The organism is Azospirillum picis (assembly GCF_017876115.1).
Taxonomy (GTDB): Bacteria; Pseudomonadota; Alphaproteobacteria; order Azospirillales; family Azospirillaceae; genus Azospirillum; species Azospirillum picis.
The window spans coordinates 1-14,663 of sequence record NZ_JAGINO010000038.1; the positions used below are offsets into that span (position 1 = coordinate 1).

The 14,663-nt window shown below is 70.6% G+C and carries 9 protein-coding genes; 6 read left to right on the plus strand and 3 right to left on the minus strand.

Going from position 1 to position 14,663, the window contains the following annotated elements:
• Positions 1-161: 161 nt before the first annotated feature.
• Together J2850_RS30150 and norR are read right to left on the minus strand one after the other, a co-directional pair.
• Positions 162-431 (minus strand): hypothetical protein, encoded by a 270-nt coding sequence (locus tag J2850_RS30150; protein ID WP_209990886.1) that lies wholly within the window; start codon positions 429-431, stop codon positions 162-164.
• Positions 428-2,059, minus strand: coding sequence for a nitric oxide reductase transcriptional regulator NorR (gene norR / locus J2850_RS30155; protein ID WP_209990888.1), 1,632 nt, complete (start codon positions 2,057-2,059; stop codon positions 428-430). Before norR ends, J2850_RS30150 begins: the two co-directional genes overlap by 4 nt.
• Before the next feature lie 133 nt (positions 2,060-2,192).
• Between norR and hmpA the strand changes: the two genes are divergently transcribed.
• From hmpA to J2850_RS30175, 4 genes are all read left to right on the plus strand, one after another.
• Positions 2,193-3,368 carry an NO-inducible flavohemoprotein gene (gene hmpA, locus J2850_RS30160; protein WP_209990890.1) on the plus strand — a complete coding sequence of 392 codons (1,176 nt, stop codon included), beginning with the start codon at positions 2,193-2,195 and terminating at the stop codon, positions 3,366-3,368.
• Between the two features lie 575 nt (positions 3,369-3,943).
• Positions 3,944-6,148: a methyl-accepting chemotaxis protein gene (locus J2850_RS30165; protein WP_209990892.1), complete on the plus strand. Its 2,205-nt coding sequence runs from the start codon at positions 3,944-3,946 to the stop codon at positions 6,146-6,148.
• Between the two features lie 172 nt (positions 6,149-6,320).
• Positions 6,321-7,226, plus strand: a complete 906-nt coding sequence (locus J2850_RS30170; protein WP_209990894.1) for a MurR/RpiR family transcriptional regulator — start codon at positions 6,321-6,323, stop codon at positions 7,224-7,226.
• The gene (locus J2850_RS30175) at positions 7,226-7,879 is read left to right on the plus strand and encodes a bifunctional 4-hydroxy-2-oxoglutarate aldolase/2-dehydro-3-deoxy-phosphogluconate aldolase (protein WP_209990897.1); all 654 of its coding nucleotides are present in this window, start codon (positions 7,226-7,228) and stop codon (positions 7,877-7,879) included. The genes J2850_RS30170 and J2850_RS30175 overlap by 1 nt, the downstream gene beginning before the upstream one ends.
• Positions 7,880-7,956: 77 nt before the next feature.
• Here J2850_RS30175 and J2850_RS30180 read toward each other — a convergent pair whose 3' ends face one another.
• The gene (locus J2850_RS30180; RefSeq protein ID WP_209990899.1) at positions 7,957-11,439 is read right to left on the minus strand and encodes an ATP-binding protein; all 3,483 of its coding nucleotides are present in this window, start codon (positions 11,437-11,439) and stop codon (positions 7,957-7,959) included.
• Positions 11,440-11,565: 126 nt separating this feature from the next.
• Between J2850_RS30180 and J2850_RS30185 the strand changes: the two genes are divergently transcribed.
• Both J2850_RS30185 and J2850_RS30190 read left to right on the plus strand, forming a co-directional pair.
• Positions 11,566-12,645 carry a transporter substrate-binding domain-containing protein gene (locus J2850_RS30185; RefSeq protein WP_246513761.1) on the plus strand — a complete coding sequence of 360 codons (1,080 nt, stop codon included), beginning with the start codon at positions 11,566-11,568 and terminating at the stop codon, positions 12,643-12,645.
• Between the two features lie 235 nt (positions 12,646-12,880).
• Positions 12,881-14,599 (plus strand): MFS transporter, encoded by a 1,719-nt coding sequence (locus tag J2850_RS30190; RefSeq protein WP_209990902.1) that lies wholly within the window; start codon positions 12,881-12,883, stop codon positions 14,597-14,599.
• Positions 14,600-14,663 lie beyond the last annotated feature (64 nt).

Consider the following 14,663-nt stretch of genomic DNA (forward strand, 5'->3'; position numbering starts at 1 on the left):
GTGGTTGGGGCGCCGTGGTGCGGGCGCGGGGGTTGTGGCTGGGGGGGGGGCGCGCCCCCCCCGGGGGGGGGGGGGCGGGGGGGGGGGGGGGGGGCGGGGGGCGGCGGGCGGGGGGGGGGGGGGGGGGGGGGGGGCGGGGCCCCCCCCCCCCCCACCGCACGCTAACCGCAGGCCCGCTCCACGTCGCGGCTGGTCAGGTGCAGGCTGTCCCCGGCATCCAGGCCCCGCCGCCTGATCTTCTCCGCCGCCGCGCGGTCGAAGGCGTCGCGCCGGGCAACGGCATGCGCGAGGCAGTCTTCCGGCGCCGGATCCCGCCGCCCCAGCAGGGCACGGAACGCCAGGCGGTGAACCGCACACCAGCCGCCGTGCCCGGCCGGGCGGAAGACCAGCGCGTCGATATCGGACCGCCAGACCGGGCCGTCCGCCGTCATTCCCGCAGCCCCAGCCGCCGGGCGAGGCGGAACAGGTTGCTGCGGTCGAGCCCGAGCGAACGGGCCGCCTGCGCCCAGTTGCCGCCATGGCGCTGCAGCCGGTCCTGGATCAGCCGCCGCTGCACCTCCTCCGTCGCCTCGCGCAGAGGCAGCACGCCGGGCAACGGCACCAGCGGCGGCGGCTCCGCAGCCGGGGTTGCCACGGCAGCCTCCCCGTCTTCGAGGCCGAGGTCGACCGGCGTCAGGGTCAGGACGCCGCCGTCGGGCGGGCGGGCGACGCGGGCACGGATGGCGCCACGGCCGATGGCGTGCTCCAATTCGCGCACGTTGCCCGGCCAGGGATAGACGAGCATGCACCGCTCCGCCCCGGCCGAAAGACGCAGGTTGCGCAGGCCCAGCCTGGCGCGGTTCCGCTCCAGGAACAGGCCGGCCAGCCGCAGGACATCGGCACCGCGGTCGCGCAGCGGCGGCACGCGCAACGGATAGACGCTGAGCCGGTGATAGACGTCGGCACGGAAGCGTCCCTCCCGGACCTCCGTCGCCAGGTCGCGGTTGGTCGCGGCGACGACCCGCACGTCGACGGTGATGTTGCGGTCGGAGCCGACCCGCTGGATTTCGCCGTTCTGCAGGGCACGCAGCATCTTGGCCTGGGCCGCGGCCGGCAATTCGCCGACCTCGTCCAGGAACAGGGTGCCGCCGTCGGCCAGTTCGAACTTGCCGCGCCGGTCGGCCAGCGCGCCGGAGAAGGCGCCGCGCACATGCCCGAACAGCTCGCTCTCCACCAAGGCCTCGGGCAGGGCGGCGCAGTTCACCTGTACCAGCGGCCCGGCCGAACGCCCCGACCGGGCATGCAGCCGGTGCGCCACCAGTTCCTTGCCGACCCCCGTCTCGCCCAGCACCAGCACGACGAGATCGCTGGCGGCCACCGTATCGATCTCGGCCAGCAGGGCCGCCATCGCCGGGCTCGCGCCGGGAGGGGCGAGCATGTCCGCCCCCGCCCGGGGATCGGCCGGCTGCTGCTCCGCCTGATGGTCGAAGGCCGGTGGCCGCATCGTCGCCTGCCGCACCGCCGCCGCCCGGCTTTCCACCGTGGCGGCCAGCGCCTCGGCCAGCCGTGCCCACGCGGCGATCGCCTCCTCCCAGCCGTCGAAGCGGCCAGCGTTCAGCGCGTCCAGCGTCAGGACCCCCCAGGGCCGGCCGTCCACCGCCAGCGGCGCCCCGATGCAGTCATGGACATGCAGGCGGTCGCCCTGGTCGGGGATCAGCCCGTCATAGGGATCGGGCAGGTCGCAGTCCGCCGGAAAGCGCAACGGACCGGCTGCCCCCCCGGCGATTGCCCGCAGGCGCGGGTGGTCATCCAGGGGGAAACGACGGCCGAGCGTGTCGGGGCTCAATCCCCGCGTGGCAAGCGGCACCAGGAGCGCCTCGTCCCCTCCTCCGGCCCCCTCCTGCCCTCCACCCGCTCCGCCCTCGTGCCGCAGCAGGGCGCAGGCGTCGCAGGGCAGATGCCGCACCATCAGGTCGAGCAGCAGCGGCCACAGCCGCGCCGGCTCCTCCAGCGCCCGCAGCAACGTCGCCGCCTCGTCCGGCGCAAGCGCCGTTGTCGGAATGACCGCACCGTTGTCCATCCGACATCATACCCCTGGCGGTCATTCCGACAACAGCATCGTCGGCCATCGCGGAATTGCGCGCTGCGTCGCTTTGGCACAGGGCTTGCCATCCCGTTGCGACATCATGACGCGCAAAAGGAATGTTCCCTTCATGCTGACGCCCAACCAGATCGCCGTCATCAAGGCCACCGCCCCGGCGGTCGCCGCCAATGCCAACCGGATCACCGGGACCTTCTACCCCCTGATGTTCGAGCGCTTCCCCGAAGTCCGTTCCGTCTTCAACCAGAGCCACCAGCGCAGCAGCGCCCAGCCCGAGGCCCTCGCCAACGCCATCATCGCCTACGCCTCCAACATCGACCGGCTGGAGGTCCTCGGCCCGGCGGTGGAGGGCATCGTGCAGAAGCATGTTTCCCTCAACATCACCCCCGACCAATACGAGATCGTCGGGACCTGCCTGATGGAGGCCATCGGCAAGGTCCTGGGCGAGGCGGTGACGGCCGAGGTGGCGGATGCCTGGGGAGCCGCCTACTGGCAGCTCGCCCGCCTGCTGATCGCCGCGGAAGAGCAGGAATACGCCCGCAAGGCGGCGCTGAGCGGAGGCTGGCGCGGCGCGCGGCGCTTCAAGATCGTCGAGAAGACGCCGGAAAGCACCGTCATCACCTCGTTCCGGCTGGCGCCGGTCGACGGCGGACCGGTGATGGACTTCCTGCCGGGCCAGTATCTCGGCCTGCGCCTCGCCGTCGGCGGCGAGACGGTGCACCGCAACTACAGCCTGTCGGCATCACCCAACGGCCGCGACTACCGCATCTCGGTGAAGCGCGAGCCGCATGGGCTGGTCTCGGCCTTCCTGCACGACAGCGTCCAGGTCGGTGACATGCTCGATGCCTACCCGCCGGCCGGCGAGTTCGTCCTGCGCGACGGTACCGGCCCGCTCCTGCTGGTCACCGGCGGCGTCGGCCAGACCCCGGCGCTGCCGCTGGCCGAACAGGCGCTGGCAGCCGGCCGGACGGTCATCTATGTCCACGCCGCGCTGAACGGCTCGGTCCATGCCTTCCGCGGGCAGGTCGACCGGCTGGCGGCTCTCCACCAGTCGTTCAAACCGGTCTACTGCTATGCCGATCCGCAACCCGGCGACCGCCCGCACATGACGGGCCTGCTGGATCGGGACCGGCTGGCGGCACTGCTGCCCGACGAAGACGGGCTGCACGCCTACGTGGTGGGGCCGAAGCCTTTCATGGCTGCCGTCATCCAGGCGCTGACCGCCCTCGGCCTGCCGCCGTCCTCCATCGTCCACGAGTTCTTCGGCCCGCGCGAAGCCTTGGCCTGAGCCCCTGCCGCGTCCCCGTTACCGCCCGCCTGGCCGGTCCGCTCGTCGGGCCGGCCCGGTGCTCTGCTACCGGTGGTCGTCGATGATGTCCCCAGCATCGGTGCGGCAGGTGCGGAAACGGCGCGAGTCGATCATATCCTTGCACCTAGGGGTGCGGAATGCGCTGGGATTTCGCAATCAAGGAGAGAATCCTTAACATACGGCATAGGCCGTACAGTTTGGATGCCGGCCATCCGCCTTGTCTTTCGGATGAGCCTGGAACCGGCAGCCGGCGTGACGCTGTGAGATCTGCCGCCTCACGGGAAAATTGCGGAATGCCCTTATTTCTTTCTTAGCAAATTCTGCGCTTACCTGACCATGGGTCTGTAACAATATTTACAATTTTCCGCTTTTTATCGGCGATCCGCCCGACTTCGGTCGCGCGGCGGCCGGTCGGAAGGAGTCCCGGCCGCAAGGCCCGGGGGGCGTTGATCGAACCACGTCTGCGGCGAGAGCCGGAAGGGCCGGCCGCACGGGCGTGCAAGGCTGTGGCATTGGGCGCGGACCGCCTGGTCCATGCGCATGGGGAGGACGGGATGTTTGACAGGAACCACGGGAAGCCCTCGTCGACAGGCAACGGCACGGCGGGCAACGGCACGGCGGGACGGCCGGCAAGCGCATGGTATTCGGGCCTGCGCGGAAAGCTGATGATCGCCGTCGGCATCGTGCTGTCCGGCACCCTGGTGGCGGCCATCGTGGCGCTGACGGGATACGCCAACGTCCGCAAGACGATCGACGTGATCGTCGGCCAAGCGGTGCCGGCCATGACCGAAGCGATGGGCGTGGCGCAGCAGGCCGAGCGGCTGGTGGCGCTCGCCCCGGCCCTGACCTCCGCCGACACCGCCGAGGCGCGCGAGGCGGTGTCGGCCCGCATCGGCGCCGCGAAGGACGAGTTCAATGCCCGCCTCGCCAAGCTGAGGGCGGGCGGATCGGCCGGCGCCGGGCTCGCCGCCATCGAGGAGGCGTCCCAGGGGCTGCTCGGCAGCCTCGTCGAGCTGGACAAGGCGGCGGCCGAGAAGGTCGAGCTGGCGTCCCGCCGCCGGGCGATGATACCGAAGGTGATGGCGGCGGAGGCCGAGATCCAGAAATTTACCTCGCCCTGGCGGTCCGTCATGAACAACGAGGAGCAGCAGGCGCTTGCCACCCTCACCGAGCCGGACACCACAGAGGCCGCCATGCGCGAGGCCGGGGCGACGCTGGTCCGCACGCTCGCCCAGAAGAAGCCGCTGAACACCGTCGTCGACGAGGCGGCGAACCTCCGCAACATGCTGATGGAGGCGGCGGAGTCGGCGGACGACCAGAAGCTGACGGTCATCGAGACCCGCAGTTCGGTCGCGCTGGCCAACCTGACCTCCGCGGTCCAGGTGCTGCCCGAACGTCTGGCCGCGGTCGCCGGCCAGCAGGCCACGCTGCTGGCCACCCTGTCCGGCGGCGACGATTCGCTGGTCGGCATCCGCCAGAGGGAGCTGACGATCCAGGCGCATTTCGCGACGCTGCTGGAAGGCAACCATGCGCTGGCCGCCAAGCTGTCGACCGAGATCGCGGCCCTGGTCGATGCGCAGAAGGGCGGCATCGCCGAGGCCAGCAAGGCCACGGCGAGCATGCTCGACAACAGCCGCCTCACCCAGATCGTCGTCGCGGGGGCCAGCATCCTGGTGTCGATCCTGGTCGTCTGGCTCTATATCGGCCGGGTCGTCATCGGCCGGATGATGGCCTTGAAGACCGGCATGGGCAGGATCGCCGCCGGCGACCTCGACGCCGACATCGCGCTGGACGGCCGCGACGAGATCGCGGAGATGGGAGCGGCGCTGCGTGTCTTCCGCGACACCGCCCGCGAGGTGGAGAGCGCCCGCGCCGCGGCCGAGGAGGAACGCCAGCGCGCCGCCGGCGAGCGCCGGCAAGCCATGCTGTCCCTGGCCGACCAGTTCGAGAACGGCGTCAAGACGGTGGTGGAAACCGTGTCCGCCGCGGCCACCCAGATGCACCAGACCGCGGCCGGCATGGTGACGACCGCCGACGATACCTCGCGCCAGGCCGGCAGCGCCGCGGAGGCGGCCGAGATCGCCTCCGTCAACGTCGACGGGGCAGCCTCGGCGGCACATGAGCTGTCGCAGTCGATCGGCGAGATCTCGCGCCAGGTGACCGAGTCGGCGACCATCGCCGCCAAGGCCGCCGGAGAGGCCGAGCGGACCGATGGCACCATGCGCGACCTGAACGAAGCCGCGAGCCGGATCGGCGCGGTGCTCGACCTGATCTCCGACATCGCCGGCCAGACCAACCTGCTGGCGCTCAATGCCACCATCGAGGCGGCGCGCGCCGGCGAGGCCGGCAAGGGCTTCGCCGTGGTGGCGCAGGAGGTCAAGCAGTTGGCCAGCCAGACCGCCAAGGCGACCGACCAGATCGCCGGCCAGATCGGCGCGATGCAGACCGCCACCAACGAGGCGGTCGGCGCCATCCGCTCGATCGGCCTGACCATCGGCCGGCTGAACGACATCTCCGCCAGCATCGCCGCCGCGGTGGAACAGCAGGGCGCCGCCACCTCGGAGATCGCCCGCAACGTCCAGCAGGCGGCAGGCGGCACCGCTCAGGCCTCGCAGAACATCGGACAGGTCCGCACCGCCGCCGGCCAGACCGGCCGGTCGGCACAGGAGGTGCTGTCCGTCGCCCAGGAGGTCTCCAGCCAGGCCAGCCACCTCCAGGAGCAGATCGACCGCTTCCTGCGCCAAGTGCGGACCGCCTAGGCGCGGACTGCCTGATCCCGGCCCCGCTCCCCCGGCTCCGGGCCCCTGCCCGGGGCCGGGGTGTGGGCCGCCGCCTTGCCCCTTCATGTAGTCCCGCTCCACTTGTCCTCTCGACATGCGTCCCGAAATGTAGTAAAACTACAAAAATTCGGAACCTATCCGTCAAGCCGACATGCTGGACACGATCGCCTCCTCCCTGGACCGGCTGCGCCGCGCCGAAGCGGCGGTGGCGCGCACGGTTTTGGCCGACCCCGAGGCCACGGTGCGCGACAGCCTGGCGCAGCTCGCCGCACGGGCCGGCGTCAGCGAACCGTCGGTTCTGCGCTTCTGCCGGTCGTCCGGCTTCGACGGCTTCCAGGATTTCAAGATCGGCCTCGCCAGGCATCTGGCGGCATCGGCGGTGCTGGAGCAGGCGGCCGAGCGGCCGGCCCCCCTGGTGCGCGACCTGGCGCCGGGCGACAGCGTCGCCAGCGCCACGGAAAAGGTGCTGAACCGCGCGATCGACGCTCTGGTGCGCCTGCGCAGCCGGCTTGACGCCACGACGCTCGAACGGGCCGCAGCGGCCCTGGCACACGCGGCGCGCGTGCAGATCGTCGGTGCCGGCGCATCCGGCGCCGTGGCACTCGACGCCCATCACAAGCTGTTCCGCCTTCTGCCGCAGGTCGCCGCCAGTTCCGACGCGCATCTGCAGGCGATGGCGGCGGCGACGCTGGGGCCGGGCGACGTCCTGCTGGCGATCTCCAAGACCGGCACCAGCGCCGAGATCCTCGATGCCGCGGCCATCGCCCGCGACGGCGGGGCGACGGTGATCGCCATCACCGCCTCCGCGACCCCGCTCGCCGAGCGTGCCGACATCCGCCTGACCGTCGACGTCGACGAGGACACCGCCGTCCATACGCCGATGGCGTCACGCCTCGCGCAGTTGGCGCTGGTCGACGCGCTGACCGTCGCGGTCGGGCTGCAGGCGCCCCCCGGCCTCGACCGCCGGCTTTCCCGCATCAAGGCCGTTCTTGCCGGCCATCACCGCGCGCCGGTCCGTCCGGCCGCCGCTTCCACCTTGGTTCCAGAGGAATCCTGATGTCTGCCGCTCAATCCCCCGCCGAAGTCCTCGACCAGCTCGTCGCCTACGGCGTCGTCCCGGTCATCCGCAACAGCTCCGCCGATCTGGCGCGCACCGCCGTCGGCTGGCTGCGCGAAGCCGGCTATGGCACCTTCGAGATCACCATGACCACCCCCGGCGCCGTCGGCCTGATCGAGGAGCTGACGGCGGAGGGCGGCGCCCTGATCGGCGCCGGCACCGTGCTCACCGCCTCGGCGGTCGCCGACGTCGTGAAGGCGGGCGCCCGCTACGTCGTGTCGCCCTGCGTCGTGCCGAAGGTCGCCGCCGCCTGCCGCGACCATGGCGTCGCCTGCCTGATGGGCGCGCTGACCCCGACCGAGGTGCATGCCGCCATCTCCGCCGGTGCCGATGCCATCAAGATCTTCCCGGCCTCCACCGTCGGCCCGGCCCACATCAAGGCGCTGAGGTCGGTGTTCCCCGGCGTCCGCTTCGTGCCCACCGGCGGCATCGACGCCTCGACCGTCGCGTCCTACGTCGCGGCGGGCGTGGCCTGCGTCGGCGCCGGCGGCAAGCTGGTGGACGAGACCCTGGTCAAGAAGGGCGACCGCGAGGCCATCCTGGCCGCCGGCCGCCAGTTGATGGACGCCTACCGCGCCGCCAAGGCGGGCTGAGACGGCGTGGCGCCCTGGCGCGAGCCGGGGCGCCGCACGCCCGACCGGTCCGCAGCCAAGCGCTACACACCCAGGCGCTACACTCCGGCCAGCGCCGCCTGCACCGCGTCCATCGCCGCCACCCCGCGGGCGAAGGCAGTCTGCGCGGTGCAGGCGAGATCCTGCGCCTCCGCCCGCCGGCCCTCGCGCATGCCGTCCTCCACCGCGCGCATCAGGCCGACGAAGGCGGTCAGCCCGAAATGGCTGGCCGCCCCGGCCAGCCGGTGGGCGATGTCCTCGATGTCCTCGTCGGGGGTGTCGGCGGCGGCCAGCCGCGGCAGGCCATCCTCCGCCGATTCCAGCAGCAGCCCGCGGATGGTGGAGAAGCGCTGGGGGCCGAGCGACCGGATGTAGCGTTCCAGGATCTCCTCGTTCACGTCCTCCTCGACCACCGGCGGACGGGCGGGCGGGGCGGCGGCCTCCTCGTCCTCGGTCTCGATACCGTCCGTTCCCGTCCGGGCCGCGATGGTGTTGGACAGCAGGTGCATCAGCCGCTCCGGAAAGATGGGCTTCTCGATCACCGCGTCGATGCCGGCGGTGAGGTAGCGGGCACGGTCGGCGGCGAAGACGTTCGCGGTCACCGCGACGATCGGCACGGCGGCGCGATCGGGATCGGCGAGCACGCGGATGCGGCGCGCCACCTCCGGACCGTCGATGTCGGGCAGGCGGATGTCCAGCAGCACCGCGTCGAAGCGCCGCCTGGCCGCCAGCTCGACCGCCTTCTCGCCGGTTTCCGCCACGGTGATGCGGTGGCCGGCATCCGACAGCAGGCCCAGCGCCACCTCGCGGTTGATGGCGTCGTCCTCGACCAGAAGAAGGGCCAGCGACCGCACGCGGCTGATCGGCAGCAGCCATCCCGGCCGGGCCGGCAGGGCCGGCTGCTCCACCCGCTCCAGCGGAATGGTGACGGTGAAGACGCTGCCCAGACCCACCGCGCTGTCGACGCGGATGCTGCCGGTCATGGCGTCCAGCAGGTGGCGGACGATGGCCAGCCCGAGCCCGCTCCCGCCGAAGCGCCGTGCGATGGTGGCATCGGCCTGCTCCAGCTTCTCGAAGATCGCCGCACGGCGCTCCGGCGGCACGCCGATGCCGGTGTCGCGCACGGCCAGCCGCAGCATCTCTCCGGACGCGGACTGTTCCGGAGCCGCTTCGATGTCGACGCGCAGGTCGACGCCGCCACGCTCGGTGAACTTCACGGCATTGCCGATCAGGTTCACCAGGATCTGGCGCAGCCGCTGGCGGTCGATCACCACCTGCTCCGGAACGTCGGGGGCGATGGCGAGATCGAGGGCGATGCCCTTCTCGTTCGCCAGCCCCTCGACCGTCGCCAGAACCTCCTCCAGCACCGGCAGCAGGGCGCAGGGCGCAGGGTCGAGGTCGAGCTTGCCGTCCTCGATCTTGCGCAGGTCGAGGATGTCGTTGACCTGGTCGAGCAGCCCGTGGCCGCATCGCATGATCGACTGGGCGTAGCGCCGCTCGCCGGCCTCGAGCCGGCCGGTCAGCAGCAGCCGGCACAGGCCGAGGATGCCGTTCAGCGGCGTGCGCATCTCGTGGCTGACGGTGGCGAGGAACTCGGTCTTGGCGGCGTCGGCCCGCTCCGCCCGCTCCTTCGCCTGGCGCAGCTCCTCGCGGGCGCGGCGCGACGCGGTGACGTCGTTGGCGACGCAGATGATGCGGCAGCGGCCGTCGCCGGACCATTCGAAGGGGTGGCGCTGCAGGGCGAACACCGCGGTTTCGCCATTGCGGGTCAGCGCCAGTTCCTCCACCCCGAGCGAGCGCATGGCACCCGGATCGCCGCCGGCCAGCGCCCGTCCGGCCTCCGGCCCCAGCACCTCGGCCAGCGGCCGGTCCTCGATGTCGGCGCGCCGAGTGCCGAAACGATCCTCGGCCGCGCGGTTCCACAGCACCACCCGCCCGCTGTCGCCCTCCAGCACGTAGAGCACGCTCGGCACATTGTCGATGACGGCATCCAGGAAAGCCCGGGTCCGGCGCAGCAGATCCTCCGCCTCGCGGCGGCGCGTAATGTCGACGACCGAGCTCAGCAGCACCTCCTCGCCCTGGAACTCGAACGAGATGCCGGACAGCAGGCCCCACAGGCGCCGGCCGGATTCGGTGACCAGCTCCGTCTCGACGTCGAGGGCCAGGCCGCTGCCGAAGACGTCGCGCACGAACGCCTCGCGCGCCGCCGGGGCATGCCAGACGCTGGCGGCGGGCCGTCCCAGCAGGTCCGCGGCATCGGCCACCTCGAAGAGGTCGGCGGCCCGCCGGTTGACGAAGCGGATCTGCCCGTCGGCGCGGCCGGAGATGACCAGCGGCACCGGCGCGGCCTCCAGCACCGTGCGCAGCCACTGCTCGTTGCGGCTGAGCGCCGCGCTCTTGTCCTCGGTCTCCTGGATGTAGAAACGCAGCGCCCTGGCCAGTTCACCGATCTCGTCGGCACCGGTGGCGGGCACCTCGGCGCGGCCGCCGCCGGTGCGGTCGCGGATCGCCTCGCTCACCGCCCACAACCGCGCCAGCACCTTGCGCCTGACATACAGCACCGACAGCACGATCCCCAGCACCACCACCCCGGACGAGGCGAAGAACAGGCGGGTGTAGATGGTGGACACCTCAATCACCTGCTGGCGGCTCTCCTCCGCCGCCTTCGTCTGTTCGACGAAGATGCCGGTGTTGAGGCCGGTGTTGACCAGCGACACCTGGTTGGCGCGGTCCACCAGTCCGGTCAGCGCCTCCGACGCCTGCAGGTCGGCCTGGCGCTGTCCGAAGACGGAACGGTCGCCCTCCACCACCGCCCGCATGCCCTCGGTCAATCGGGCCAGCCGCTCCGCCACCTCCTCTCCGGCGGCGCTACCGCCGGGAAGCGTTTCCGCCAGGGTCTGGAGCTGCGCCGCCGCCGCCTCGGCCAGCCGCGTCAGGGCGAAGCTGTTTTCCACCTGATGGACCGAGGCGACCAGGAACAGCAGCCGCTCCGCCCGTGCGAGCCAGCGCTGGATGGACGCATCCTCCACCGCGCGCAGGCCCGTCTCGCCCAGCGCATCGGCCATCCGGCGGACGTCACGGTCGCGGTCCGCCAGCGCGCGGCGGGCGGCGATGCGGACGGAAACCGTGCGGTCGATGGCATCGCGCAGCCGCAGGATCTCGTCGCGCTGCTGCTTCAGCCCGACGATCCTGGGCGCTTGGCGCCCGTCGGAGACCTCCATCTCGGCCAGCAACCGGTCATAGCCGTTGAGCTGGTCGGATAGGCCCTGGTTGATCGTCTCGCGTCCGAAATTATCGTTGGACAGAGCCAGTTGTTCCAGGGTCCGCATGATGCGTTGGTGCTGGCGTTCCAGCTTGGCCGACGCGACGACCGCCGGAAACTGCTCGGACGTCACCTTGGTGATACCGGCATGCAGCCCGTCGAAGGCGATGTAGGCGCCGAGCCCGATCAGGCAGGCGACCAGCCCGTTGAAGGCCAGGGCGCCGAACAGCCGGGCACCGACGCCGATCCTCACCACGCCCGCCCTGTTGCCGCCAGCCATTCCGCTTCCGTACCTCGCCGATCCGGTTCCCGGCCGTTTGCGGGACACCGTGCACAGCGTATCATAGCGCCGCCGCCGGATAAGGGGCGGGATAAGGTCGGGGCGGGGAAAGGTGCGGGTATGGGAATGAAGCCGGTCGTCGCCGGATTGGCGCTGCTGCTGGTCCTGGGCGGGACCGTGCCGGTGGTGCATGCCGACATGGTGACGGCAGCCGAACCGGCGTCCGACCGCCCGGTCCTGTCGGAGATCGAGCGGCGGGGCGTCGTGCGCTGCGGCGTGTCCTTCAATCCCGGCTTCGCCGCCAACGACGATGCCGGCCGGCCCGTGGGCTTCATGGTCGACCTGTGCCGGGCGCTGGCCGCCGCGGTGCTGGGCAAGGCCGACGCCATCGAGATCCGCCGCCTGTCGAAACCGCAGGAGTTCGCGGCCGTCGCCGCCGGCGAAGTCGACGTCTCCTTCGCCCAAACCTCCTGGACGATGACGCGCGATGCCGCCTACGCCGTCGATTTCGGGCCCCCGGTGTTCCACGACGTCCAGGGCATCGCCGCGTGGCGCCGTCCAGGCGGCGGCTCGGCGCTGGAGGGCGGAGAGCTGACGGTCTGCGTGCCGGCGGGAACGACCACCCAGACGACGATGGAGGCACTGGCCGGAGGCGGGAAGCGGATATGGCGGCTGCGGAGCTTTCCCGGCTGGCCCGACGCGCTGGAGGCTTTTCTCGGCCGTGACTGTAACGCCATCAGCGCCGACCGTGCCATGCTGACCACGGCGCTGCATGCGCTCGATGCGTCCCGCAACCCGCAGGGACAGTTTCCAGCCAATTCCCTGGAGATCACCGACGCGCCGGCGGCGGCGCGTGAACCGATCGCCCCGCTGACGCCCAACAGCGACCGGATGTGGATGGCGGCGGTGCGCTGGACCATCTATGCGCTGATCCTGGCCGACGACGCCGGCGTTACCGGCTCCAACGCCAATTTCCAGCGCATCACCGGCAGCAGCGAGATACGCCGCCTGCTGTCCGGCCTGCCCGACGTGGCGGCGAAAGCGGGCCTGCGCCCGGACTGGGCCTATCAGGCGATCGTCCAAGTCGGCAACTACGGCGAGATCTTCGAGCGCAACCTCGGCGCCCGTTCGCCCTACAAGCTGGACCGCGGTTCCAACCGGCCCTGGACGCAGGGCGGATTGCTGTACGTTCCGGTCTTCCAGTAGCCGACGGGCATCCCGGCGCCGGGCGCCGCCGAAACCCGCACAAAAGATTAGTGTACTTGGGTACCGTGGGCCTCGCGACCCCGACCATGGTCGGGGGTGACCAAAACAGTTTGTATAGCTCACAATCTGTTTCATAAATTATGAGCTGCGCCCGGTCACCTGTCCGACCGTCCGGCGCCGCTCGCCAAAAGATCCCCACCGGAAAATCGACCATTCACTTGGGAGGGTGAAGACAATGGCCTATGCGGCTTCGACGGCGGATGCCGTCCGACCGATGACGGGTGAGGAGAAGAAGGTCATCTTCGCATCGTCGCTCGGGACCGTGTTCGAGTGGTACGATTTCTATCTGTACGGTTCTCTCAGCGCCGTGATCGCCGCGCAGTTCTTCTCGGGCGTCAACCCGACGGCGGGCTTCATCTTCGCCCTGATGGCCTTCGCCGCCGGCTTCGCCGTCCGGCCGTTCGGCGCGCTGGTCTTCGGGCGGCTCGGCGACATGATCGGCCGCAAGTACACCTTCCTCGTCACCATCCTGATCATGGGCCTGTCGACCTTCATCGTCGGCATCCTTCCCAACTATGCGTCGATCGGCATCACCGCCCCGATCATCCTGATCGCCCTGCGCCTGCTGCAGGGACTGGCGCTGGGCGGCGAGTATGGCGGCGCCGCCACCTACGTGGCCGAGCATGCCCCGCATGGCCGGCGCGGCAACTACACGTCCTGGATCCAGACGACCGCGACGCTGGGCCTGTTCCTGTCGCTGCTGGTCATCCTGGGCTGCCGCGTGGCGCTGTCACCCGAAGCCTTCAACGACTGGGGCTGGCGCATCCCGTTCCTGATCTCCATCGTGCTGCTCGGCATCTCGGTCTGGATCCGGTTGATGCTCAACGAATCGCCGGCCTTCAAGCGCATGAAGGACGAGGGCAAGCATTCCAAGGCACCGCTGACCGAATCCTTCGGCGAGTGGAAGAACCTGAAGATCGTCCTGCTCGCCCTGTTCGGCCTCGTCGCCGGCCAGGCGGTGGTCTGGTACACCGGGCAGTTCTATTCGCTGTTCTTCCTGACCCAGACGCTGAAGGTGGATGCCCAGACGGCCAACCTGATGATCGCGGCGGCCCTGCTGATCGGCACCCCCTTCTTCGTGATCTTCGGTACGCTTGCCGACAGGATCGGCCGCAAGCCGATCATCATGGCCGGTCTGCTGCTGGCCTGCCTGACCTATTTCCCGCTGTTCAAGGGCATCACCCACTACGCCAACCCGGCGCTGGAGGAAGCCATCGCCACTGCCCCGGTGGTGGTGGTCGCCGATCCCAACGAGTGCTCGTTCCAGTTCAACCCGGTCGGCACCAGCCAGTTCACCAGCTCCTGCGACATCGCCAAGAGCGCCCTGGTGAAGCGCGGCATCCCCTACACCAACGAAGCCGCCCCCGCCGGCACCGTCGCCTCGATCAAGGTCGGCAGCACGGTCATCCCCGGCTATTCCGCGGCGCCGCAGGTCAATTCCACCGTGTCGCTGGGCCATGCCCCGGCCACCGCCCCCGCCACCCCGACCGACGCCAAGAGCGCCGGCGCCGCCTTCGACAAGGGGCTGGGCGATGCGCTGAAGACCGCCAACTATCCGGCCAAGGCCGATCCGGCCCGCATCGACACGGTGATGGTCGTCGCGCTGCTGACGGTGCTGGTCATCTACGTGACCATGGTCTACGGCCCGATCGCCGCCATGCTGGTGGAGATGTTCCCGACCCGCATCCGCTACACCTCGATGTCCCTGCCCTACCACATCGGCAACGGCTGGTTCGGCGGCTTCCTGCCGACCACCTCCTTCGCCATCGTGGCGGCGACCGGCGACATATACTCCGGCCTCTGGTACCCGATCGTCATCGCCGCCGCGACGCTGGTGATCGGCCTCCTGTTCGTCCGCGAAACTAAGGACGTGGACATCTACCAACACGATTGAGACGCGTATCGCTCGAGCGGCTGGGTCGCACATGATGGACGGGCGGAGAGGGCCAACCTCCTCC

What these genes read in the sequence shown, in the direction of transcription:
- norR (WP_209990888.1), bottom strand. Translation starts at nt 2,059, where the DNA reads ATGGACAACGGTGCGGTCATTCCGACAACGGCGCTTGCGCCGGACGAG.
- hmpA (WP_209990890.1), top strand. Translation starts at nt 2,193, where the DNA reads ATGCTGACGCCCAACCAGATCGCCGTCATCAAGGCCACCGCCCCGGCG.
- J2850_RS30185 (WP_246513761.1), top strand. Translation starts at nt 11,566, where the DNA reads ATGAAGCCGGTCGTCGCCGGATTGGCGCTGCTGCTGGTCCTGGGCGGG.
- J2850_RS30165 (WP_209990892.1), top strand. Translation starts at nt 3,944, where the DNA reads ATGTTTGACAGGAACCACGGGAAGCCCTCGTCGACAGGCAACGGCACG.
- J2850_RS30175 (WP_209990897.1), top strand. Translation starts at nt 7,226, where the DNA reads ATGTCTGCCGCTCAATCCCCCGCCGAAGTCCTCGACCAGCTCGTCGCC.
- J2850_RS30180 (WP_209990899.1), bottom strand. Translation starts at nt 11,439, where the DNA reads ATGGCTGGCGGCAACAGGGCGGGCGTGGTGAGGATCGGCGTCGGTGCC.
- J2850_RS30190 (WP_209990902.1), top strand. Translation starts at nt 12,881, where the DNA reads ATGGCCTATGCGGCTTCGACGGCGGATGCCGTCCGACCGATGACGGGT.
- J2850_RS30150 (WP_209990886.1), bottom strand. Translation starts at nt 431, where the DNA reads ATGACGGCGGACGGCCCGGTCTGGCGGTCCGATATCGACGCGCTGGTC.
- J2850_RS30170 (WP_209990894.1), top strand. Translation starts at nt 6,321, where the DNA reads ATGCTGGACACGATCGCCTCCTCCCTGGACCGGCTGCGCCGCGCCGAA.